This window comes from Massilia sp. ZL223 (assembly GCF_018119395.1).
Classification (GTDB): Bacteria; Pseudomonadota; Gammaproteobacteria; order Burkholderiales; family Burkholderiaceae_D; genus Telluria.
Map to the genome: position 1 here is coordinate 221,549 of NZ_JAGPWD010000001.1, position 22,357 is coordinate 243,905.

A 22,357-nucleotide genomic window follows, 5' to 3' on the forward strand; every position below is an offset into this window, starting at 1 on the left:
GCTTACTCCACCGCCTTGACCATCGACTCGATCACCTTCTTGGCGTCGCCGAACACCATCATCGTGTTCGGCTGGTAGAACAAGTCGTTGTCCAGGCCCGCATAGCCCGATGCCATCGAGCGCTTGTTGACGATGATGCTCTTGGCCTTGTACGCCTCCAGGATCGGCATGCCGGCAATCGGAGATTTTGGATCCTTGGCCGCCGGGTTCACCACGTCGTTCGCGCCCAGCACCAGCACCACGTCGGTCTGGCCGAACTCGCCGTTGATGTCTTCCATCTCGGCCACCTGGTCGTAAGGCACCTCGGCCTCGGCCAGCAGCACGTTCATGTGGCCCGGCATGCGCCCCGCCACCGGGTGGATCGCGTAGCGCACCGAGACGCCATGCTCGGTCAGCTTGTCGACCAGCTCCTTCACCGAGTGCTGGGCGCGCGCCACCGCCAGGCCGTAGCCTGGAACGATGATCACGCTTTCCGCGTTCTGCATGATGAAGGCCGCGTCTTCCGCCGATCCCGACTTGACCGGGCGCTGCTCCTTGGCGCCGCCTACCTCGCTCGACGCTTCGCCGCCGAAGCCGCCCAGGATCACGTTGAAGAAGGAACGGTTCATCGCCTTGCACATGATGTACGAGAGGATGGCGCCGCTCGAACCCACCAGCGAGCCGGCGATGATCAGCATCGAGTTATTCAGCGAGAAGCCGATGCCCGCCGCAGCCCAGCCCGAGTAGGAGTTCAGCATCGACACCACCACCGGCATGTCGGCGCCGCCGATCGGGATGATGATCAGGACGCCCAGGATAAAGGACAGCGCGGCCATGAGGATGAAAGGCTCCCACGCCGGCTCCACGCCTTCCGCGAAGCAGAACACCAGCCCGAGCCCGATGATGGCGATGGCCAGCACCAGGTTCAGGATGTGCTGCCCGGCGAAGCGCACCGGCGCGCCCTGGAACAGGCGGAACTTGTACTTGCCCGACAGCTTGCCGAAGGCGATCACCGAACCGGAGAAGGTCACCGCGCCCACGAAGGTACCGATGAACAGCTCCAGCCGGTTCCCGAAGGGCAACGGCGTGGTGCGGGTGGCGATGTTGAAGGCCCAGGGCTCGGACACGGCGGCCACCGCGATGCACACGGCGGCCAGGCCGATCAGCGAGTGCATGGCCGCGACCAGTTCCGGCATCTTGGTCATCTCGACCCGCTTGGCCGCGATTGCGCCGATGGCGCCGCCGACCACCACGCCCAGCAGCACCAGCGGCATGCCCATGCCCTGGCTGCCCTCCAGCTCGGCCTGCAGCTTGAAGATCAGCGCCACCGTGGTGACCACCGCGATCGCCATGCCGACGATGCCGAAGGTATTGCCCATGCGTGCACTGCTTGGGGAGGACAGGCCCTTGAGCGCCTGGATGAAGCAGACCGAGGCGACCAGGTAGAGCAGGGTGACGACATTCATGCTGATGAAGTTCATTGCTCGCCCTCCTTCTTGGCCGCGCCCTTGTCCTTCTTCTTGAACATCTCGAGCATGCGCTGCGTGACCATGAAGCCGCCGAACACGTTGACCGCGGCCAGCGCCACGGCGACCGTGCCCGCGACCTGCCCGGTGATGCCCTCGGTGAGGCCCGCCGCCAGCATGGCGCCGACGATGATGATGGCCGAGATGGCGTTGGTGACCGCCATCAGCGGCGTGTGCAGCGCCGGGGTGACGGTCCAGACCACGTGGTAGCCGACGTAGATCGCCAGCACGAAGATGATCAGGTTGATGATGGTATGGCTGATGTCCATGCTTCCCTCTTATCCTTTATTTGCGCAGCACTTCGCCGTCCGCGCACATCAGCGTGGCGCGCACGATCTCGTCTTCGCGGTCGATGAAGAACTTGTCTTCCTTGTCGATCACGAGCTTGAGGAAATCCAGCACGTTGCGGGCGTACAGGGCCGAGGCGTCGGCCGCCACCATGGCCGCCAGGTTCGGCTCGCCGATGATGTGCACGCCGTGCTTGATCACGGTCTTGCCCAGCTCCGTGAGCGGGCAGTTGCCGCCCTGCTCGACCGCCATGTCGACGATCACCGAGCCGGGCTTCATGGCCTTGACGGTGTCTTCGGAAATCAGGACCGGAGCCTTGCGGCCCGGGATCAGGGCGGTGGTGATGATGATGTCGGCCAGCTTGGCGCGCTCGTGCACCAGCTCGGCCTGGCGCCGCATCCAGTCGGCTGGCATCGGACGGGCATAGCCGCCCTCGCCCTTGGCGATCTCGCGCTCTTCGTCGGTCACATACGGCACGTCGATGAACTTGGCGCCCAGCGACTCCACCTGTTCCTTGACCGGCGGGCGCACGTCGGACGCTTCGATCACGGCCCCCAGGCGCTTGGCGGTGGCGATCGCCTGCAAGCCCGCCACGCCCACACCCATGATCAGCACGCGCGCCGCCTTGACGGTGCCGGCGGCGGTCATCAGCATGGGCATGAAGCGCTGGTAGGTGTTCGCGGCCAGCATCACGGCCTTGTAGCCGGCGATGTTGGCCTGGGACGACAGCACGTCCATCGACTGCGCCCGCGTGATGCGCGGCGCCGCTTCCAGGGCGAAGGCGGTCAGGCTGCTGGCGGCCAGCAGGCCCAGGTTGTCGGCGTCGAAGGGGTTGAGCATGCCGACCAGGACCGCGCCCTGTTTCATCAGCGCCCGCTCGTCCGCGTTGGGGCTGCGTACCTTGAGCACCATGTCGGCGCCGAAGGCCGTGGCCGCATCGACGATGCTGGCGCCGGCCGCCTCGTAGGCCGCGTCGGGCACGGAAGCGTGCACGCCGGCCCCGCTCTGTACCAGGACCTGGTGCTTGGCGGCCAGCTTCTTGACGGTTTCGGGAGTTGCTGCAACGCGGGTCTCGCCCGGCCGTGTCTCGGCCGGTATGCCTATCCTCATGAATCCCTCCAAGCTTTGAATAAACCGAAGGAAACCTCGGACACCTGCTGAGACACATCTCCGAGGTTTCTGAACTGACAATCTATCACGTAATGACGTGACTTGCTCCAGAATAAATATTCTTTGATCAACAGCGAATTCTCGCAGGATGTTGTTCGGGATTCAGGCAAATTGCCGTAGAGTTTGTGGTAAATCAACCCAAATTAACGACAAGCAAGCGCACTGGAGTGGGCATGGCTGAGCAGACCGGGCATTGGTCAAGGTAGAATGTCGGCTCATTTTCAAGGACAGGCATGAGCGATATCTTCAAACCATCGGTTACCGTGGCCGCGATCATCGAGCGCGATGGCCGTTTCCTGCTGATCGAGGAAGAGACCAGCGAAGGCATCAAGCTGAACCAGCCGGCCGGCCACCTCGACCCGCACGAGTCGCTCGAGCAGGCGGTGGTGCGCGAGGCGCTGGAGGAAACCGCGCACGAGTTCATTCCGCGTGCGCTGGTGGGCATGTACATGTCGCGCTATCACTCGAAGTCGCGCGGGACCGATGTGACCTACTTGCGCTTCACCTTCTGCGGAGAGGCCGGGCGCGAGCTCGACCAGCCGCTGGACGAGGGCATCCTGCGCACCATCTGGATGACCCGCGACGAAATCGCCGCCACCGCCGAGCGCCACCGCAGCCCGATCGTGCTGCAATGCGTCGACGACTACCTGGCCGGCCACCGCACGCCCCTGCACCTGCTGTACACCCATCCGTCGGTGTTCGAGGGCGGCATTTAAGTATACGGAAGCAACATGAGCAAGAAAAAAGTCGTGATCGGGATGTCGGGCGGCGTCGACTCCTCGGTCGCGGCGTGGATGCTGAAAGAACAAGGCTATGAAGTGATCGGCCTGTTCATGAAGAACTGGGAAGACGACGACGATTCCGAGTACTGCTCCACGCGCCAGGACTGGATCGACGCGGCCAGCGTGGCCGACGTGGTCGGCGTGGACATCGAGGCCGTCAACTTCGCCGCCGAGTACAAGGACCGCGTGTTCGCGGAATTCCTGCGCGAGTACCAGGCCGGCCGCACGCCGAACCCGGACGTGCTGTGCAACGCCGAGATCAAGTTCAAGGCCTTCCTCGACCACGCGATGAAGCTGGGCGCCGACCTGATCGCGACCGGCCACTATGCGCGCGTGCGCCAGAACGGCGACAAGTTCGAGCTGCTCAAGGCGCTCGACAGTACCAAGGACCAGAGCTACTTCCTGCACCGCCTGAACCAGGCGCAGCTCTCGAAGTCGCTGTTCCCGCTGGGCGAGATCGCCAAGACCGAAGTGCGCAAGATCGCCGAAAAGCTCAAGCTGCCGAACGCCGCCAAGAAGGACTCGACCGGCATTTGCTTCATCGGCGAGCGCCCTTTCCGCGACTTCCTGAACCGCTACCTGTCGTACAAGCCGGGCCCGATGAAGCTGGACGACGGCACCGTGGTCGGCGAGCACGTGGGCCTGTCCTTCTACACGCTAGGCCAGCGCAAGGGCATCGGCATCGGCGGGCTGAAGTCGCGCAAGAATGCGGACGGCACCAGCGAGCCGTGGTTCGTGGCGCGCAAGGACATCGAGCAGAACACCCTGTACATCGTGCAGGGGCATGATCATCCGTGGCTGCTCTCGAGCCGCCTGGAGGCCGGCCAGGCCAACTGGATCGCGGGCGAGGCGCCGGAAACTCGTGCGCTCTCGGCCAAGACGCGCTATCGGCAGGCCGATGTGGCTTGCACCGTGCAGGCGCAGGGCCTGGAGCGCTTCTCGCTCGATTTCGTGGAGCCGCAATGGGCGGTGACGCCGGGGCAGTCGGCCGTGCTGTATGACGGCGATGTGTGCCTGGGGGGCGGGATCATCGACAGCAAGTCGGGTATCTAATACCGCTGCCATTTTCATAGTTAACCCCTAAAACCGTCGTCCCCGCGAAGGCGGGGACCCAAGTTCTGCTGGCGTCATCGTAACGCATGCAAAATTGGGTCCCCGCCTTCGCGGGGACGACGTTTTGGGGCTGCTAAACTGAATAAATATCGTCAGCGCCGCGGCCGGATTTCACCCGGCATCACCCGGCGCCGCCTGCTGCTTCTTCACCCACGCAATCACCGTATTGCGAATCGTCTTGAGCACCGTATCCGCCTTGAACGGCTTGACGATAAACCCATGCACCCCGCGCGCCACCGCTTCCTGCACCGCCTGCGCATCGAGCGTCCCCGACACGATGAAGATCAGCGTCTTGGGCAATTCCGCCCGCAGCTGCTCGACCACGTTGTTGCCGTCCTCGACCTGCTCGCGCGCGATGCAGATGAAATGGGGATGGTGCTTGAGCGCCAGCCCATAGGCCAGGGTGCTGGTATGGGTCTGGCCAACCACGTTGTAGCCGCCGTCGGTCAGCACGGTGTTCAGCAGTCCGCGCGACACCGCGCTCGAATCCACGATCAATGCCTTGAGCATCGCGTCCAGTCCCCTTTAAAACGATTCGTAAGCCAGCATGTTCCAGGTCACGCCCAGGCGCACGTCGCGCTTGAGCTCCACCAGCTGGCGCGAGACCTGGAGTATCTCACGCTCGGCGCGCAGCCTCTCGCCCAGCGGGGTCTTGAGGATGCCGGCGCCGGCCACCACCGCGTCCAGGCTGCCGTAGGCGTTGAGCAGGCGCGCGGCGGTCTTCATGCCGATCTTCGACACGCCCGGCACGCCGTCGGTCGGGTCGCCCATCAGCGCCAGCAGGTCGTGCAGCAGCTCGGGCGCGACGCCGAAGCGATTGCGCACCCAGGCGTCGTCGTGCCACTCGCCCTTGAAGTGGTCCCATATCAGTGCGCCGTGCGCGATCAGCTCGTGCAGGTCCTTGTCGGTGGTGGCGACGATGGCTTCGCCCCGCCCTTCCGACAGCCAGCGCATCACGCCGGTGGCGATCACGTCGTCGGCCTCGACCTCTGGAATCATGAGCACGTGCAGGCCGGCGGCGCGCAGGCGGTCGTGGAATTCGGGCAGGGCCTCGCGCAGTTCGGTGGGCATGGAGGCGCGGCCCTCGCGGTAGCGCGGGTAGAGCGCGTGGCGCCAGGTTGGCCCGCCGTAGTCGAAGGCGGCCAGCACGTGGGTGGGCGCGTGCGCCTCCAGCAGGTTGCGGAAGGACGAGAAGGCGTGGCGCAGCGCGATGCTGGCCTTCAGGTCCGAATCCGGTTCGGGACTGGCTTCGTAGACGCGGCGGACGATGTTCAGGCCGTCGATGGCGAGCAGCTTTGCCATGCTTACTTCACGAGTTCGTACTTCCCGCCGCGTTCGAGCGCGCGCTGGTAGGCGGGACGGGCGTGGATGCGCTCGAGGAAGGCGGACAGCTTCGGGTACTTGCCGTCCAGCCCTCCGCGCGAGCTCGATGCTTCCAGCGCAAAACTCATCTGGATATCGGCGGCGCTGAATTCCTCGCCGGCGAACCAGGTGGACTTGTTCAACTCGGCTTCGAGGTAGTCGAGCTGGCTGCGGATATTGGGCAGGACGAAGTCGTTCTTGACCTTGCGCGCGATGGCGCGCGCGATCGGGCGCACGAAGAAAGGCATGGGGCCGTGCTCGATGCGGTCGAAGATCAACTTGAGCAGCAGCGGCGGCATGGCCGAGCCTTCGGCGAAATGCAGGAAGTAGGTCCAGCGCAGGCGCTCGGGCGTGTCCGCCGGCGGGATCAGGCGCCCGTTGCCGTAGCGCTGGACCAGGTACTCGACGATGGCGCCGGATTCGGCCACCACGGTGTCGCCGTCGCTGATCACCGGCGACTTGCCGAGCGGGTGCACGGCTTTCAGCTCCGGCGGGGCCAGCATGGTCTTGGGATCGCGCTGGTATTTCTTGATCTCGTAGTCCAGGCCGAGTTCCTCGAGCAGCCACAGGATGCGCTGCGAGCGCGAATTGTTCAGGTGGTGGACGAGGATCATGGCGATGGGCGTGGGTGGGAACGGGCGACAGCTTAACATTGTTGTGTGCTTGTAAAAAGCGAGAGATGCTTCTACAGCCAACCGGAAGCCCGTAACGTCCGCGATCCTCAGTGCGCCACCGCACGACGCCCGCGCCCGCCCGGGTGTATGGTGCACGAATGAGCGGCGCAACCTACATCGGCATCTCCGGCTGGCGCTACGTGCCCTGGCGCGGCAAGTTCTATCCTCCCGGCCTGGCCCAGCACCGCGAGCTGGAATACGCCTCGCGCCAGCTGCCCACCATCGAGATCAACGGCTCCTTCTATTCGCTGCAGCGCCCCGAAAGCTACGCCGCCTGGTACGCCGCCACGCCGCCCGGCTTCGTGTTCGCGGTCAAGGGCAACCGCTTCCTGACCCATATGCTGCGCCTGCGCGACGTCGAGGGACCGATGGCCAACGTGCTGGCCTCCGGCGTGTTCGAGCTGCGCGAAAAGCTCGGCCCCTTCCTGTGGCAGTTCCCGCCCAACTTTCCCTTCGAGCCGGACCGCTTCGAGCGCTTCCTCTCGCTGCTGCCGCACGACACCGACGCCGCCCTGGCCCTGGCGCGGCGCTACGAGCCGCGCATGGAAGGCCGGGTCTCGCTCGAGGCCGGGCCCAAACGCCCGATGCGCCACGCGGTCGAGATCCGCCACGAAAGCTTCATCGATCCCGCCTTCATCGCCATGCTGCGCCGGCATAACGTGGCCCTGGTGGTGGCCGACACCGCCGGCCGCTGGCCGCAGTACGAGGACGTCACCGCCGATTTCGTCTACGTGCGCCTGCACGGCGACAAGGAGCTCTACGCCAGCGGCTACGACGACGAGGCGACGGAGCGCTGGGCCGCGCGCATCCGCGCCTGGCGCGATGGCGGCCAGCCGGCACAGGCGCGGCTGATCTCGGGCGAAGCGCCGCCGAAGCTGGCCGCGCGCGACGTCTACTGCTACTTCGACAACGACATCAAGGTCCACGCCCCCTACGACGCACGGCGCCTGATCGAGGCTGTTGCAGAATAGTCAAGCGGGGCATCCAATCGGCGCGCAGCGCGCTAGAATGGATCGGCTGTCCTTTCCAACTCTAGGAGCTTGCGATGAAGACCGTGCAAATTGGTACTGCCCTGCTTTCCCTGCTGTTGGCCGGCCCCGTGCTGGCGGAAGATGGAACGCCCCTGCGCAAGGCAAACGGCGTGCTGGTCGACGCCAAGGGAATGACCGTCTACACCTACGACAAGGACACTGCTGCCAGCGGCAAGAGCGCCTGCGTCGAGATGTGCGCCAGGAACTGGCCGCCGGTCGTGGCCGGCGACATGCGCCTGGATCCGCCCTATTCCGCAATCACGCGCGATGACGGCAGCAAACAGCTCGCACACGACGGCAAACCGCTATACACCTTTATCAAGGACAAGAAGGAAGGTGACCGTACCGGAGACGGTGTCGGCGGCGTCTGGCACGTCGTTACCGATGCCAAGACGAAATAAGGAGAAGGCGCCGTTCAGCGGCGCTCGTGCAGCTTGATGACGCGGTGCTTGTTGCCGGCCGGCGGCTGGGGAGCGGAAGTCTCGCAGGTGTTGCAGCCGCCACAGCTGCCCGAGGTGTCGAGCCAGCCCGCCAGCCTGGAGCGCTTCATGCCGCCGCGCGTCAGGCGCTGCACCAGCCAGCGGCGCCAGGTCGCCGGCAGGTAGCGCGCGCCCAGGTAGAGCGCGGCCAGCAGAACGATGATCCCCACAAGGAGTTCCTGCATGCTCAGCCTCCCAGGGCCAGGGCCACGCGGTAGGTGATGAAGGAGGCCGCGTAGGCCAGCGCGAACATGTAGCCCGCCATGATGAAGGCGTAGCGGCGGCTGCCGGTTTCGCGGCGCACCGTGGCCAGGGTGGCGATGCACTGCGGCGCATACACGTACCAGGCCAGCAGCGACAGGCCGGTGGCCAGCGACCAGGCCTGCTTGATCATCGGCGCCAGGGTGTCGCCCACTTCGTCGCCGCCCGACAGGGCGTACACGGTGCCCAGCGCGGCCACCGCGACTTCGCGCGCGGCCATGCCCGGGATCAGGGCGATCGCGATTTCCCAGCCGAAGCCGATCGGCTCCAGGATCACCGACAGCGCACGGCCCAGCATGCCGGCCACGCTGTAGTAGATCGGCGGATGGGTGGCGTTGTCCGGCGCGCCCGGGAAGCTCGACAGGAACCAGAGCAGGACCATCATGGTCAGGATCACGGTGCCAACGCGCATCAGGAAGATCTTGGCGCGTTCCCACAGGCCGATCGCCAGGGTGCCCAGGTGCGGCCAGTGGTAGGACGGCAATTCCATCATCAGCGGCTGCTGGGTATAGCTGCTGCGGCGCTTGAGGAACCAGGCCACCGCCATCGCGCTCACGATGCCGGCGAAGTACAGCACGAACAGCACCAGGCCCTGCAGGTTCAGGAAACCGGCCACTTCGCGGTCCGGAATGAAGGCCGCGATCAGGAGGGCATACACCGGCAGGCGCGCCGAGCAGGTCATCAGCGGCGCGATCATGATCGTGGTCAGGCGGTCGCGCGGGTTCTGGATGGTGCGCGCCGCCATCACGCCCGGAATCGCGCAGGCGAAGGACGACAGCAGCGGAATGAAGGCGCGTCCCGACAGGCCGACGCTGCCCATCAGGCGGTCGAGCAGGAAGGCCGCGCGCGGCAGGTAGCCGCAGTCTTCCAGGATCAGGATGAAGAAGAACAGGATCAGGATCTGCGGCAGGAACACCAGCACGCTGCCGGCGCCGGCGATGACGCCGTCCACCAGCAGGCTGCGCAGCGGGCCTTCGCTCATCCAGCCGCCCACCGTCTGGCCGAGCGAGGCGACGCCGGCGTCGATCATGTCCATCGGCGCGGCGGCCCAGGTGAACACGGCCTGGAACACCAGGAACATCAAGAGGGCCAGGATCGCCGGGCCGGCGACCGGGTGCAGCACCACGTGGTCGATCTGTTCGGTGAAGTTGCCCTTGTCGTGGGCTTCCGAGACCGTCAGGTCGAGGATGCGGCGCACTTCGCGCTGGGTCTGCTCGACCGGCACTTCGTCGATGGCGGACAGCGGATTGGGCGTGACCGCGGTGTCGAATGGCATCTTGTCGAGCGCTGCCAGCAGGTTCTGCTCGCCGCCGGCCTGCACGGCCACGGTCTCGACCACGGGCATGCCCAGTTCCTGCGAGAGCCTGGCGGTGTCGATGGCGATGCCGCGCTTCTTGGCGACGTCCACCATGTTCAGCGCCAGCACCATCGGCAGGCCGAGGCGGCGCAGTTCCAGCACCAGGCGCAGGTTCAGGCGCAAATTTGTCGCGTTGACGACGCACAGGATGGCGTCGGGAGTCTGTTCGCCGGCGCGCAGGCCGCCCACCACGTCGCGGGTGATGACTTCGTCAGGGGTCTGGGCGTTCAGGCTGTAGGCGCCCGGCAGGTCGAGCACACGAAAAGGCCGGCCCTGGGGCGAAGTGAAGCTGCCTTCCTTGCGTTCGATGGTCACGCCCGCGTAGTTGGCGACCTTCTGGCGCGAGCCGGTGAGGCGGTTGAACAGGGCGGTCTTGCCGCAGTTGGGATTGCCGAGCAATGCGATCAGGGGCGTGCGCGACGCCACCTGTTGTTCCATGACACCCATCGTTTATTCCGGCTGGATCGACACCAGGGCCGCTTCGAAGCGGCGCAGCGCGAAGGTGGACTGGCCGACCTTGACGGCCAGCGGACCGCCCAGCACGCGCTTGAGCACGCGGATGCGCTCGCCCGGCACGAAGCCGAGTTCCATCAGGCGGCGCTGGACGTCGACCCCGCCCTGCTGCGCATGCGGAGCCAGGTGGATCACGGTGGCGCTCTGGCCGGCTTTCAGCGAGTCGAGCGTGGTGAGGGTGGGAACAAGGGTCATGGTCGCGTCCGGTGCGGGTATATATACGTAGCGCTGATGAGACAGATACTAGCATCATAAACCTAAATGCGAATTATTTCTATTTGCAGACTGATATTGCGTAAAAGAAAGGCAGCAACACAACAGCCACACCCTGCAGATTTTGCTTGCGTTGGCGGTCGAGTTTACGGAGAATGGCAACGCAAATGAGAATGATTCGTATTTTGTAGACGAATTTTCAAGAAGCATTTTCACCCACACCGCCAGGAACCGAACCGCCATGATCGTCTGTGTCTGCAACAACATCTCCGACCGTGAAATCCGCCAGGCTGTGGACCTGGGCATCTCGTCGGTTGCCGAACTGCACCGCGAACTGGGTGTGGGCACCATGTGCGGCAAGTGCGTGAGCTATGCGCGCGAAGTGCTGAACGAACATCTGGAAAGCAAGACGGTTGTGACCGAGCTGCGCCGCGTGGCGCAAGCCGCCTGAAACTGAACTGATCTCTCTCCTCGCCCCGTTCCCCACGGGGCTTTTTTTCGCCGCCCTGCCCTGACGGTTTGCTATGATGTGAACATCACATCAACAAAGGCATTCCATGAAGGGCGATCCCAACATCATCCGTCTGCTGAACGCACAGCTGACCAACGAACTGACCGCGATCAACCAGTATTTCCTGCATGCGCGCATGTACCGCCACTGGGGCTTCGAGCGCCTGGCGAAGAAGGAATACGACGAGTCGATCGGCGAGATGAAGCATGCGGACAAGCTGATCGACCGCATCCTGATGCTCGACGGCCTGCCCAACCTGCAGGCGCTGCACAAGCTCCTGATCGGCGAGTCGACCCAGGAAATGCTCGAGTGCGACCTCAAGCTGGAGCGTGGCGCGCAAGTCACGGTCAAGGAAGGCATCGCCGCGGCCGAGGCAGCGCAGGATTACGTATCGCGTGATCTGCTGCTGGAGATCCTGGAGGATACCGAGGAGCATATCGAGTGGCTGGAGACGCAGCTGGATCTGATCGTGAAGATCGGGATTCAGAATTATCTGCAGAGCCAGATGAACGCGGAGTAAGTGTTCTGATTGCCGCTACGGCTGATGCCCGTGGCGGCGCGACGGACTTGGATCCCGGCCTTCGCCGGGAGTCATAGGCGCCAGTGGCGCGTATGACGGTTTTTAGGCTAACACTGAGAACAGTGTTAGCGTGTCTCGTACTCAGCCTGCCTAAGCACGTCGTTCCGGGACTCGGCGTCCCCCTCGGCCGGAACCCAAGTTTGCATGAATGACCGCTACCTCCAGCGCGTCATCCACTTATCGTAAAACCCCAAATCCCTCGGCACCGCCCCCGGCACCGCGCAGATCGCCCCGGCAAACTCGTTCGCCCGCGCCAGGGTCTGTTCCAGCTCCCATCCCCGCATCTTCCCCAGGAGGAAAATCGCCGAAAACGCATCCCCCGCCCCCACCGTATCGATGACGAAAGGCGGCGCCGGATTGTCGCGGTGGTTGATCACCTGCCCATCCGACCCGAAGTACACCGACCCGCGGTGTCCCAGGGTGACGATCAGCGCGTCCAGCGAGAACATCTGCAGCAGCGCCTGGCAGGAGGCATGCACCTCTTCGGCCGACAGCGGCGGATCTTCCGGACGAATCTGGAAATACCACTGGAACAGCGCCTGCAGTTCCTCTTCGTTGACCTTGGCGACATGCGCCGCCTGCAGCGAGCGCGTCACGCAGCGCTCTTCCACCTGGCCGTCGCGCAGGTTGAGGTCGAGGAAGCGCAGCGCCGGGCTGGCTTCCAGCACCGCCGTGAGCGTCGCGCGCGAGTGCTCGTTGCGCTGGGCCAGGGTGCCGAAATATAGGATGCCGGGCTGGGCGCTTTCCACGGCCGCCACGGCCTGCTGGCGGTCGATGAAATCGTAGGCCTGGTTCGGCAGGATGGTGAAGCGGTGGCCGCCGCGTGCGCCGCGCTCGACCAGCACGCGGCCGGTCTCTTCCATCGCATCGACCTGCAGGCCGGCCTCGCTCATGGCGAAGCGTTCGAACTCGGCGCGCACCAGCTGCCCCAGGCGGTCGTTGCCGATGCGGGTGACCATCAGCTGCGGCGCCATGAAGGCGGCCAGGTGGCGCGCCACGTTGAAGGGGGCGCCGCCGACCACCTGCTCGGTGCTGAAGTCGTCGACCAGCGCCTCGCCAAAGACGACGGTGACCGGCGCAGCCATTATGCGAGGAAAGGAATGGTGTCCTTGAAGGACGGGCGCTCGGAGAGCTTGTCGAACAGGCGCGCCAGGTTCGGATAGTCGCCGCGCCACGCCACTTCAGGGAAGCGGAAGGCGATCCAGCCCAGGGCGCAGCCGACGGCGACGTCGGCCAGGCTGTAGTGGTTGCCCATGCAGAAAGGCGCTTCGCCCAGGCCCTCGGACATCGCGCGCAGGCCGGCGTGCACCTTGGCCCACTGGCGGTCGATCCAGTCCTGGCTCTGCTGCTGCTCGGGACGCAGGGTCTTTTCCAGGCGCACCAGCACGGCGGCATCGAGCACGCCGTCGGCCAGCGCTTCCCAGACCTTGACCTCGGCGCGCTCGCGGCCGTTCGGCGGCAGCAGCTTGCACACGGGTGTGAGCGTATCCAGGTATTCGGCGATCACGCGCGAATCGTAGATCGTGCTGCCGTCTTCCATCACCAGGCACGGCACCTTGCCCAGCGGATTGGTCTGCTGGATGGTGGTGTCCGGCGCCCAGACGTTTTCCTGGACAAAGGTGAAGTCGAGCTTCTTCTCCGCCATCACGACACGGACTTTGCGGACAAAGGGGCTGGTGACAGAACCGATGAGTTTCATACACGCTCAGAGAATGGGAGAGGAAACAGTATAGCATCGCCCTCCGGCGAAAACCCTGCGCCCCGCCGCATGGCAGATGCACCCGCCACAAGGTATTGACAGGCGGCCGGTGGTAAAATCCGCGTTTTTGCACACTCCCCCGCCGCCATGACCTCTACCTCCCTCTCCCCTACCCTGTCGGCCTTGTCCCCCCTGGACGGGCGTTACGCTTCCAAAACCGACAAGCTGCGCCCGATTCTGTCGGAAGCGGGCTTCATGCACCACCGCGTGAAGGTCGAGATCGCCTGGCTGCAGGCCCTGTCGCAGGCCGGCTTCGCCGAGATCAAGCCGTTCTCCGCGGAAGCGAACGCTCACCTCGACAAGATGGCCGCGCAGTTCGGCGAGGCTGATGCCGCCCGCATCAAGGAAATCGAAGCGGTCACCAACCACGACGTCAAGGCGGTCGAGTACTGGCTGAAGGAACAGGTCAAGGACGTGCCGGAACTGGTCGCGGCCAGCGAGTTCATCCACTTCGGCTGCACCTCGGAAGACATCAACAACACCTCGCACGGCATGATGCTGAAGGCCGCGCGCGACGGCGTGCTGCTGCCCTCGCTGCAGACCATCATCGCCAAGCTGACCGAGATCGCGCACACCAACGCGAACCTGCCGATGCTGTCGCGCACCCACGGCCAGACCGCCAGCCCGACCACCTTGGGCAAGGAATTCGCCAACGTGGTCGCGCGCCTGCAGCGCGCCGTCAAGCGCATCGCGGACGTGGAAATCCTGGGCAAGATGAACGGCGCGGTCGGCAACTACAACGCCCACCTGTCGGCCTACCCGGGCTTCGACTGGCAGTCGTTCTCGAAGGACGTGATCGAGCAGCGCCTGGGCCTCACCTTCAACCCCTACACCATCCAGATCGAACCGCACGACTACATGGCCGAGCTGTTCGACGCGATCGCGCGCACCAACACCATCCTGCTGGACCTGAACCGCGACATCTGGACCTATGTCTCGCTGGGCTACTTCAAGCAGAAGCTGAAGGCCGGCGAAATCGGTTCGTCGACCATGCCGCACAAGGTCAACCCGATCGATTTCGAGAATTCGGAAGGCAACCTGGGCCTGGCCAACGCGGTGCTGCGCCACATGGCCGAGAAGCTGCCGGTCTCGCGCATGCAGCGCGACCTGACCGATTCGACCGTGCTGCGCAACATCGGCGTCGGCTTCGGCTACGCGCTGCTGGCCTACGACAGCTGCCTGCGCGGCCTGAACAAGCTGGAAGTGAACGCGGCGCGCCTGGAGCAGGACCTGGACGCGAGCTGGGAAGTACTGGCCGAGCCGGTGCAGACCGTGATGCGCCGCTACGGCATCGAGAATCCGTACGAGCAGCTGAAGGAACTCACCCGCGGCAAGGGCATCACCCGCGAAGCGCTGCAGGAGTTCATCGGCAAGCTGGCGATTCCGCAGGAAGCCAAGGATCTGCTGCTGCAAATGACGCCGGCGAACTACACCGGCCTGGCTGCGCAGCTGGCTGCGGCGATCTAATCGTAGGGTGGACGGCGTAGCCGCCCACCCTACATTCATTCGCACACAGCGGTGAATGATGCCTCAATACTCCCACACCGCCTTCACCCCAATCCGGCGTTCCACCTCGGCCCGATATTGCACTGAGCCGTACTCTGGGTGTCCGCCATTCAGGTTCTCGCCGAACACCGACACTTCCAGCCCCGGCCGCAGGCGCCAGCCAAGGCGCGCATCGAAGGCCGTATAGGACGGCACATCCGAAGTCGCGCCGACGTGGCGGAGCATCAGGTCCAACTCGCGCCTGTCGTCGAAGGCATAGCCCGAGCGCAGCTGCCAGGTGTTGCGCGGATCGCGCTCGGCCATTCGCGGCCCGTTGATGTCGTTGCTGCCCGGCTTAAGACGCAGGTGCTGGTGCATCGCGGTCCAGCCCGCCGACAGGCGCCAGTTGCGCGCCGCCTGCCAGTTGCCCCAGGCCTCGATCCCGGTCGAGCGTCCTTCCATCATGCTGGCGAATGTCAGGAAAGTGCCGCTCGGGTCGACTTCCTGGGTGCGCAAATCGTCGTAGTCGTGGTGGAACAGGGTGACCGAGTAGGAAAGTGACGGCACCGGCTGGCCGCGGTAGCCCAGTTCGAACACATTCGACACTTCGCCACGCACTTGCGGGCCGCCGCGCAGGAGGTGCGGCGGGCGCGCCGGGATGTAGGTGTCCACGTCCAGGCGCGAAGGCGCGCGCACCGTACGCGATAATCCAGTCCAGACGGCGTGGCGCGGCGACAGGCGCCAGGCAAGACGAGCGCTCGGCAGCCATTCGACCTTCGTGTATTCGTTGTACTCGAAGCGGTTGCCCAGGGTCAGGCGCCAGTCGTCGCGCAGGGCGATCTCGTCCTGCATGAACAGGCTGCCCCATTGCTGGGTGACGCGCTCGGGCAGGAAGGCGACCACCTCGCCATTGGTGATGCGGTCGCGGCTGTGGCGATAGCTGGCGCCCCAGACAATGCTGTGCGCACCGCTGGCGGGCAGCGTGTGCTGGAACTGCAGGTCGGTGGTGTACAGTCGCTCGCCGTACAGAGGCTTAACGTCGCGCAAGGTATGGTCGAAATAGGCCTGCACGCCGATACCGCCGCCGCCTTCGAGCCGGCGATCCCAGCGCACCGACAGGTTGGCGCCGTCGGAACGTACTCTTCCCAGGTCGGGATCGAAGCCCGACACCGTGAGTGCACCCGGCTCAGGCTGGTCGAGCCGCGCTCGCAACAGATTGCCCAGCACTGTCACGCGATCGGCGCCCCCTTCCCAGTCGGCCCGGAAGCCAGCCAGCCAACGGCGGTAGCTGTCATTGACGGGCGCGCCGCTCGCCAACTCGCTGTCCTTGCGTCCGCTGACCCGGGCAAAGGCGCGCCAGGAGAGCGCTCCGCCGGCCTCGCCGTGGCGCAGCATCGCGCCGGCGCCATCGGTGGCGGCGCGCAAGGTGGCCCGGGTGCCGCCGGTCTCGCGCGCCGAACGGGTGCTGATGTTGATGACGGCATTGACGGCGTTCAGGCCCCACAGCACGCCGCCCGGGCCGCTGATCACTTCGATGCGTTCGATATCGCCCAGCACGATGTCCTGCGCATCCCAGAACACGCCGGCGAACAGGGGCGAATATACGCTTCGCCCGTCGATCAGGACCAGCAGCTTGTTCGAAACGCTGTTGCCACTGGTGTTCATGCCGCGCGCACTGATCGAATAGCCGTAGCTGCTGGTGCGTGCGACGTAGAGATTGGGCGCCAGGCGCAGCACTTCGGGCAGGGAATCGGCGCCGGAGCGGCGGATGTCGTCGGCGGTGATCAGGAACACCGAGGCGGCCGCGTTCTGCAGGCGCTCGGGACGCTTGGAGACCGAGGTCACCTGGATATTGGCCAGTTCCTCGATCGACAGGTCGGCCAGTTCGTCCGGCTGCACCACCACCCGCTCGACGTCGGCCGCCCAGGCCGGCAGCGCCAGTCCCACGGCCAGGCAGGCCGCCAGCAGGCGCGGCGCATTCTTCCAGCAAGGCCGGCTCATATCATTCATCTTTTTACCCTTGGCCAACATTAGTGGTCTTCAATAAATATTAATTCATTATGCTTTACTCCGATTTTACATTCCACCCCGCCTTGCCGTGCGTTCTGTGCAATACCGTGCTAGTGTGTCCTGGCAAAAAATGCAGCCCACAGGCAGCGAAAAACGTTTTCCGGTATAGTTGGTTCTAACGCGGACAGATTTCCAATAAGAAACATTATGCAACGTTACACCACCCCGGCCATCGTGCTGCACTGGCTGCTGGCCATCCTGATCATCGGCGCTTTCACCATGGGCCTGGTGATGACCGACATTCCCGGCCTGACGCCGACCAAGCTCAAGTACTACTCCTGGCACAAGTGGGCCGGCGTGACGGTGCTCGGCCTGGCCATGCTGCGCTTGCTGTGGCGCCTGGCGAACCACCCGCCCGCCTACGCCGACGCCATGCCCAACTGGCAGCGCGGCGCCGCCCACGGCCTGCACTGGCTGCTCTACCTCCTGATGTTCGCCGTGCCGCTGTCGGGCTACTTCTACAGCCTTGCGTCCGGCATCCCTGTCGTCTACTTTGGTGTCGTGGAGCTGCCGGTGCTGATCGGCCCCGATCCCGCGCTGAAGGCCGTCCTCAAGGGCACGCATTACTGGCTCAACATGCTGCTGGCCGCCCTCGTCGGCCTGCACGTGCTGGCCGCGTTCAAGCATTTGCTCGTCGACCGCGACGGCGTGATGCAGCGCATGCTTCCTCGTATTTTTCTCTCTTCCCGCACCTCCCAGGAGTAAAGAATGAAACCGATCAAAGGCCTGCTGCTGGCCAGCCTGTTCGCCAGCGCCATCGTGGGCGCCGCCCCGCTCAAGACCGATCCTGCCAAGAGCAGCGTGTCAGCCGTGTTCAAGCAGATGAACGTGCCGGTCGAGGCGCCGTTCAAGCAATTTACCGCCCAGATCGACTACGACCCGGCCAAGCCGGCTGCGTCGAAAGCCAGTGTCGACATCGTGACCGCCAGCCTGGACGTGGGCGATCCGGACATGAACAAGGAAGTCGCCAAGAAAGAATGGTTCAACGCGGCCCAATTCCCGAAGGCAAGCTTCGTATCTTCCAGCATCACCCCTGCCGGCGCGGGCAAGTTCAATGTCGCGGGCAAGCTGAGCATCAAGGGCAAGGCCGCCAACGTGAGCTTCCCCCTGACGGTGAAGACCGAGGGCGGCAAACAGGTGTTCGAGGGACAGTTGCCAATCCGGCGCCTGGCCTTCAACATTGGCGAAGGCGAGTGGAAAGACACGAGCATGGTCGCCGATGAAGTCGTCATCAAATTCCGCGTCACCGCGGCTCCGTAATAACATCAACAAGGGATTTTGCAGATGAAAATGAAGCTTATGTTCATGTCGCTGAGTGCGGCCCTGGCCGCCCTCGGCACCAGCGCAGCCTTCGCAGCCAACACCTACAAGATCGATCCGAACCACACCTACCCGAGCTTCGAAGCCGACCACATGGGCATCTCGGTATGGCGCGGCAAGTTCAACAAGAGCGACGGCACCATTGTGCTGGATCCGGCCGCCAAGGCCGGCTCGCTCGACATCGTGGTGGACATCAACAGCATCGACTTCGGCCACGAGAAGATGAACGAGCACGCCAAGAAGGAAGACATCTTCGACGCCGCGAAATTCCCGACCGCGACTTTCAAGTCGACCAGGGTCAACTTCACCGGCGATGTGCCGACCTCGGTCGATGGCGAGCTGACCCTGCGCGGCGTGACCAAGCCGCTGACCCTGACCATCAACAAGTTCAAGTGCATCGTCCATCCGATGCACAAGCGCGAAGTCTGCGGCGCGGACGTGACCGGCCAGTTCCAGCGCAGCGATTTTGGCATCAACGCCGGCCTGCCGCGCTTCTCGCCGGAAGTGAAGCTGGCGATTCAGGTGGAAGCGGTCAAGCAGTAAACCTGCCGTTCCCAAGAAAAAGCCCCGCTGCGCGAGCAGCGGGGCTTTTTGTTTGACTGCTGTCGGGTAAGGATCAGCGGCCGTCGCGGTCGGCGTCGCCTGGAATGGCGCGCTCGACCTTGTGCCATGCGGCGCGCGAAGCCGACTTGGCCTGGTCCCAGCTCAGGCGCGAATTGCCCTTCACACGGTCCCATTCGCCGGCCAGGTGAGCCTCGTTGGCGTCGTAGTCGCCCGGATACTTGCCGTAGCTGTTGTAGCCCAGCGCATAGGCCGGCTCGTAGTCGTCATAGGTGTAGCCCGGGGTGTAGTACGGCTGAGTCTGGTACGAATTGCGCCAGTGCTCGTTTTCCGCCTGCGGGTTGACCATGCCGCCCACGCCCTTGCCTGCCATGCCGCCGACAGCAGCGCCGATGCCTGCGCCGGCCACCATGCCGACCGGGCCGCCGATCGCCGCGCCGATGGTCGCGCCGCCGGCCACTGCGCCGCCTGCCGCGCCCACGCCCTTGGCCAGGTTATGGTCGTGCAGTTCGTCGCCCGGTTTCGGGTTCACGACTTCGCCCGCGCCCTTGCCGGCTGCGCCGCCAGCCAGGCCGCCGACGATCGCGCCCGCCGCCATGCCGATCGGGCCGGCCGCGGTACCAGCCGCCGCGCCCAGCGCCGCGCCGGTGCCGGCGCCCACGCCCTTGGCCAGGTGGTGTTCGGGCAGGTCGTCGCCCGCTTTCGGGTTCACGACTTCGGCCGCGCCCTTGCCGGCGATGCCGCCCGCAATGCCGCCGATCGCAGCGCCAGCCGCCATGCCCACCGGGCCGGCTGCCGCGCCGATGCCTGCGCCCAGCGCGGCGCCGCCGGCGGCGCCCAGGCCGGTGCCGATCACGTGCGAAGCGCCGTGCTCGGTGAAGCTGCGCTCGAAGTGAGCCGCATCCTCTTGCGAGCGGGCGTTCACGCCCATCACGATGCCGCCGCTCTTGATGCCTTCCTCATAGTGCTTGGCGCGCTCTTCCGGAATGCCGGCGCCGATCAGTGCACCGATCAGGCCGCCGGTGATGCCGCCTGCGCCGGCGCCGGCCAGGGCTGCCGCCAGCGGGCCGGCCACGACCACGCCCAGGCCCGGCAGGACCAGGGTGGTGCCGACGGCGGCAATGCCTGCCAGGACGGCGCCGATGGTGCCGCCGATGCCGGCGCCGATGCCGGCGCCTTCGGCTGCTTTGCTGCCCAGCTCGGTATCGGTATCGGAGAAGTGGGTCTTGCGGGTGGAATCCGACATCATCAGGTTGACGTCGTCGCGGCCATAGCCGCGGTCAGAGATCGAGCCGTAGGCGCGCTCGGCGCTGGCACGGTCCGGGAACAGACCGGTCACCATGCGCGAATTCGAATTCTGATTCGTCGTATCGTAGCTGCTCATGGAAAATCCCTTTCTAGGTGATGGTGCCGAAGCGTTGGTACTGCAGCAAAGGCAGGTTGCAAGAATGTGTTGCAAGTTCTGAAACCTTATGCCTCGTCCATGCCCCCTTCTGTTCGCTGACGCACCCTGCACCGGACTTTTTACAGATGAGCGAACAGCCCCGCAAAATCGGCATCTAACGTTCGTTGCCGCACCGACCTGATGGGGTGCAGGTCAATAGACTTTGTTCCATGGCCGCAGCTGTGGCCTGGGGTATGTTTTTCCACTACGAGGAGGAATCAACATGTTATTCATTATCTGGATCGTTGTCGGTGGTATCTTGGGCTGGCTGGCCAGCATGGTCATGAAAACTGACGCTGAGCAAGGCATGATTCTCAATATCGTGGTCGGCATCGTCGGCGCCTTCCTGGGCGGTTGGCTGCTTTCCCCGCTGTTTGGTTCCGGCACCATCAATTCGGATGACTTCAGTGTCTCGTCGCTCCTGGTTTCGTTCCTGGGCGCCGTGATCCTGCTGGCCATCGTGAATCTGCTGCGCCGTGGCCGTGTACGCTAATAACAGTGAGTAGCGCCTTATAAACCAACGCCGCGCGCGTTGGTTTTTTTGTCCCTGCGGTTCGACTGATGAGCTCAAAAATGTTCTGGACAGTCTTGATCACGTGCGTGGTCACGCTGATCGCCGGCTTCCTCGCGCTGAATTTCATGCCGAGCGAAAAGCAGATCGAGCGACAACTGACCCGCCAATACGATACGCACGACCCGCAGTTCCGCCGTTCCCTCGGCGTGCTGCTGGGTCCCCCTATTCTCGAAGGCAACAAGATCGAGGTACTTGTCAACGGCAACGAGATCTTCCCCGCGATGCTGGAAGCGATTCGCGGCGCCAAGGAAACCATCACCCTCGAAACCTATATTTATTGGGCCGAATCGATCGGCCGCGAATTTTCCGACGCGCTGTCCGAGCGAGCGCGCGCCGGCGTCAAAGTCCACCTGATGCTCGACTTCATGGGCAGCATCAAGATGAACGACGAGCTGCTGCAGGAAATGAAGGATGCCGGCGTGCAGGTGCAGCGCTACCACAAGCCGGTCTGGTGGAAGCTGGCGCGCATGAACAACCGCACCCACCGCAAGCTGCTGGTGGTCGACGGCAAAGTCGGCTTCACCGGCGGCGTCGGCATCGCCGACCAGTGGCGCGGCAATGCCGAGGACGAGAAGCACTGGCGCGATAACCATTACCGCGTCGAAGGCCCCGTGGTCGGCCAGATCCAGGCGGTGTTCATCGACAACTGGACCAAGGCCACCGGCATGGTCCTCGACGGCCCGGACTATTTCCCTGCGCTGGAGCCGAAAGGCACGCAGCCGGCCCAGATGTTCGCCAGCTCGCCTACCGGCGGCAGCGAGTCGATGCACCTGATGTACCTGATGGCCATTACCGCCGCGCGCAAGACCATCGACCTGTCGGCCTCCTATTTCGTGCCGGACGACCTGACCATCCGCACCCTGATCGCGGCCGCCAAGCGCGGCGTGCGCGTGCGCTTGATTACGCCAGGCAAGATCATCGACTCCGACCTGGTGAAAGCGGCCTCGCGCGAACGCTGGCCAGAACTGCTGGCGGCCGGGGTGCAGATTTCCGAGTACGACCCGACCATGTTCCATGTGAAGTCGCTGGTGGTGGATTCGCTCCTGGTGTCGGTCGGTTCCACCAACTTCGACAACCGCTCGTTCAGCATCAACGACGAAGCCAACCTGAACGTGATGGACGAGGAATTCGCGCGCAAGCACATCGCCATCTTCGAAGCCGACTGGGCGCGCGCCACGCCGGTGTCCCAGCACAAGTTCGCCAAGCGGCCCTGGTACCAGCGTTTCGCCACCTGGGCGGTGTCCTTGGTCGGCAAACAATTGTAATGACGGAGGAGTTTCCAGCAGAAAAGGTTTTGCTGAGGTG

25 protein-coding genes are annotated in these 22,357 nt (G+C 64.5%); 12 read left to right on the forward strand and 13 right to left on the reverse strand.

What is annotated here, in order from left to right; all coding sequences use genetic code 11:
- Nucleotides 1-2 precede the first annotated feature (2 nt).
- Genes KBW95_RS00980 through KBW95_RS00990 form a run of 3 tightly spaced genes read right to left on the reverse strand, consistent with a single transcriptional unit; the run spans nt 3 to nt 2,903 of the window.
- On the reverse strand, nt 3-1,460 hold the full coding sequence (locus KBW95_RS00980) for an NAD(P)(+) transhydrogenase (Re/Si-specific) subunit beta (RefSeq protein WP_211527286.1): 1,458 nt from the start codon (nt 1,458-1,460) through the stop codon (nt 3-5).
- Nucleotides 1,457-1,774, reverse strand: coding sequence for a proton-translocating transhydrogenase family protein (locus KBW95_RS00985; RefSeq protein WP_211527287.1), 318 nt, complete (start codon nt 1,772-1,774; stop codon nt 1,457-1,459). The genes KBW95_RS00980 and KBW95_RS00985 overlap by 4 nt, the downstream gene beginning before the upstream one ends.
- A gap of 16 nt (nt 1,775-1,790) precedes the next feature.
- Complete coding sequence (locus tag KBW95_RS00990) at nt 1,791-2,903, reverse strand: Re/Si-specific NAD(P)(+) transhydrogenase subunit alpha (RefSeq protein ID WP_211527288.1); 1,113 nt, start codon at nt 2,901-2,903, stop codon at nt 1,791-1,793.
- Between the two features lie 293 nt (nt 2,904-3,196).
- Between KBW95_RS00990 and KBW95_RS00995 the strand changes: the two genes are divergently transcribed.
- Both KBW95_RS00995 and mnmA read left to right on the forward strand, forming a co-directional pair.
- Nucleotides 3,197-3,679: an NUDIX hydrolase gene (locus KBW95_RS00995; RefSeq protein ID WP_211525762.1), complete on the forward strand. Its 483-nt coding sequence runs from the start codon at nt 3,197-3,199 to the stop codon at nt 3,677-3,679.
- A 15-nt stretch (nt 3,680-3,694) separates the two neighbouring features.
- On the forward strand, nt 3,695-4,798 hold the full coding sequence (mnmA, locus tag KBW95_RS01000) for a tRNA 2-thiouridine(34) synthase MnmA (protein WP_211527289.1): 1,104 nt from the start codon (nt 3,695-3,697) through the stop codon (nt 4,796-4,798).
- A 171-nt stretch (nt 4,799-4,969) separates the two neighbouring features.
- Here mnmA and KBW95_RS01005 read toward each other — a convergent pair whose 3' ends face one another.
- The 3 genes from KBW95_RS01005 to KBW95_RS01015 are packed head-to-tail and all read right to left on the reverse strand — an operon-like array spanning nt 4,970 to nt 6,834.
- Nucleotides 4,970-5,368, reverse strand: coding sequence for an ANTAR domain-containing response regulator (locus KBW95_RS01005; protein ID WP_211525764.1), 399 nt, complete (start codon nt 5,366-5,368; stop codon nt 4,970-4,972).
- Nucleotides 5,369-5,383: 15 nt separating this feature from the next.
- Nucleotides 5,384-6,160 carry a 5'-3' exonuclease H3TH domain-containing protein gene (locus tag KBW95_RS01010; RefSeq protein ID WP_211527290.1) on the reverse strand — a complete coding sequence of 259 codons (777 nt, stop codon included), beginning with the start codon at nt 6,158-6,160 and terminating at the stop codon, nt 5,384-5,386.
- A gap of 2 nt (nt 6,161-6,162) precedes the next feature.
- The gene (locus tag KBW95_RS01015; protein WP_211525766.1) at nt 6,163-6,834 is read right to left on the reverse strand and encodes a glutathione S-transferase family protein; all 672 of its coding nucleotides are present in this window, start codon (nt 6,832-6,834) and stop codon (nt 6,163-6,165) included.
- 158 nt (nt 6,835-6,992) lie between these two features.
- On the opposite strand from KBW95_RS01015, the gene KBW95_RS01020 reads away from it, so the two are divergent.
- A complete protein-coding gene (locus tag KBW95_RS01020) occupies nt 6,993-7,865 on the forward strand; it encodes a DUF72 domain-containing protein (RefSeq protein WP_211527291.1) in 873 nt (290 codons plus the stop codon).
- A gap of 74 nt (nt 7,866-7,939) precedes the next feature.
- A complete protein-coding gene (locus KBW95_RS01025; RefSeq protein ID WP_211525768.1) occupies nt 7,940-8,326 on the forward strand; it encodes a hypothetical protein in 387 nt (128 codons plus the stop codon).
- Between the two features lie 14 nt (nt 8,327-8,340).
- Here the strand turns inward: KBW95_RS01025 and KBW95_RS01030 are convergent, their stop codons facing one another.
- From KBW95_RS01030 to KBW95_RS01040, 3 genes are read right to left on the reverse strand one after another with little or no spacing between them, the layout of a single operon-like run.
- Nucleotides 8,341-8,589 (reverse strand): DUF6587 family protein, encoded by a 249-nt coding sequence (locus tag KBW95_RS01030; RefSeq protein ID WP_229429464.1) that lies wholly within the window; start codon nt 8,587-8,589, stop codon nt 8,341-8,343.
- A gap of 2 nt (nt 8,590-8,591) precedes the next feature.
- Nucleotides 8,592-10,469 (reverse strand): ferrous iron transporter B, encoded by a 1,878-nt coding sequence (locus KBW95_RS01035; RefSeq protein WP_211525769.1) that lies wholly within the window; start codon nt 10,467-10,469, stop codon nt 8,592-8,594.
- Nucleotides 10,470-10,472: 3 nt separating this feature from the next.
- Nucleotides 10,473-10,730, reverse strand: a complete 258-nt coding sequence (locus KBW95_RS01040; protein WP_211525770.1) for a FeoA family protein — start codon at nt 10,728-10,730, stop codon at nt 10,473-10,475.
- A 259-nt stretch (nt 10,731-10,989) separates the two neighbouring features.
- Between KBW95_RS01040 and KBW95_RS01045 the strand changes: the two genes are divergently transcribed.
- Nucleotides 10,990-11,199 (forward strand): bacterioferritin-associated ferredoxin, encoded by a 210-nt coding sequence (locus KBW95_RS01045; RefSeq protein ID WP_211525771.1) that lies wholly within the window; start codon nt 10,990-10,992, stop codon nt 11,197-11,199.
- Nucleotides 11,200-11,305: 106 nt separating this feature from the next.
- Nucleotides 11,306-11,779 carry a bacterioferritin gene (bfr, locus tag KBW95_RS01050; RefSeq protein WP_211525772.1) on the forward strand — a complete coding sequence of 158 codons (474 nt, stop codon included), beginning with the start codon at nt 11,306-11,308 and terminating at the stop codon, nt 11,777-11,779.
- Nucleotides 11,780-11,994: 215 nt separating this feature from the next.
- On the opposite strand, the gene KBW95_RS01055 is transcribed toward bfr, so the two are convergent.
- Both KBW95_RS01055 and KBW95_RS01060 read right to left on the reverse strand, forming a co-directional pair.
- A complete protein-coding gene (locus tag KBW95_RS01055) occupies nt 11,995-12,924 on the reverse strand; it encodes a PfkB family carbohydrate kinase (protein WP_211525773.1) in 930 nt (309 codons plus the stop codon).
- Complete coding sequence (locus tag KBW95_RS01060) at nt 12,924-13,538, reverse strand: glutathione S-transferase C-terminal domain-containing protein (RefSeq protein ID WP_211525774.1); 615 nt, start codon at nt 13,536-13,538, stop codon at nt 12,924-12,926. The genes KBW95_RS01055 and KBW95_RS01060 overlap by 1 nt, the downstream gene beginning before the upstream one ends.
- A 147-nt stretch (nt 13,539-13,685) precedes the next feature.
- On the opposite strand from KBW95_RS01060, the gene purB reads away from it, so the two are divergent.
- Nucleotides 13,686-15,065 (forward strand): adenylosuccinate lyase, encoded by a 1,380-nt coding sequence (gene purB / locus KBW95_RS01065; protein ID WP_211525775.1) that lies wholly within the window; start codon nt 13,686-13,688, stop codon nt 15,063-15,065.
- A gap of 63 nt (nt 15,066-15,128) precedes the next feature.
- On the opposite strand, the gene KBW95_RS01070 is transcribed toward purB, so the two are convergent.
- On the reverse strand, nt 15,129-17,093 hold the full coding sequence (locus tag KBW95_RS01070; RefSeq protein WP_229429465.1) for a TonB-dependent siderophore receptor: 1,965 nt from the start codon (nt 17,091-17,093) through the stop codon (nt 15,129-15,131).
- 207 nt (nt 17,094-17,300) lie between these two features.
- Between KBW95_RS01070 and KBW95_RS01075 the strand changes: the two genes are divergently transcribed.
- Genes KBW95_RS01075 through KBW95_RS01085 form a run of 3 tightly spaced genes read left to right on the forward strand, consistent with a single transcriptional unit; the run spans nt 17,301 to nt 19,016 of the window.
- On the forward strand, nt 17,301-17,858 hold the full coding sequence (locus KBW95_RS01075) for a cytochrome b (protein ID WP_211527168.1): 558 nt from the start codon (nt 17,301-17,303) through the stop codon (nt 17,856-17,858).
- Between the two features lie 3 nt (nt 17,859-17,861).
- Nucleotides 17,862-18,413: a YceI family protein gene (locus KBW95_RS01080; protein WP_211527166.1), complete on the forward strand. Its 552-nt coding sequence runs from the start codon at nt 17,862-17,864 to the stop codon at nt 18,411-18,413.
- Nucleotides 18,414-18,437: 24 nt separating this feature from the next.
- On the forward strand, nt 18,438-19,016 hold the full coding sequence (locus tag KBW95_RS01085) for a YceI family protein (RefSeq protein WP_211527165.1): 579 nt from the start codon (nt 18,438-18,440) through the stop codon (nt 19,014-19,016).
- 73 nt (nt 19,017-19,089) lie between these two features.
- Here the strand turns inward: KBW95_RS01085 and KBW95_RS01090 are convergent, their stop codons facing one another.
- A complete protein-coding gene (locus KBW95_RS01090; protein WP_211527292.1) occupies nt 19,090-20,418 on the reverse strand; it encodes a hypothetical protein in 1,329 nt (442 codons plus the stop codon).
- Between the two features lie 283 nt (nt 20,419-20,701).
- Between KBW95_RS01090 and KBW95_RS01095 the strand changes: the two genes are divergently transcribed.
- Nucleotides 20,702-20,971: a GlsB/YeaQ/YmgE family stress response membrane protein gene (locus KBW95_RS01095; RefSeq protein WP_211526581.1), complete on the forward strand. Its 270-nt coding sequence runs from the start codon at nt 20,702-20,704 to the stop codon at nt 20,969-20,971.
- An 80-nt stretch (nt 20,972-21,051) separates the two neighbouring features.
- Complete coding sequence (gene cls, locus KBW95_RS01100; RefSeq protein WP_211526580.1) at nt 21,052-22,317, forward strand: cardiolipin synthase; 1,266 nt, start codon at nt 21,052-21,054, stop codon at nt 22,315-22,317.
- Nucleotides 22,318-22,357 lie beyond the last annotated feature (40 nt).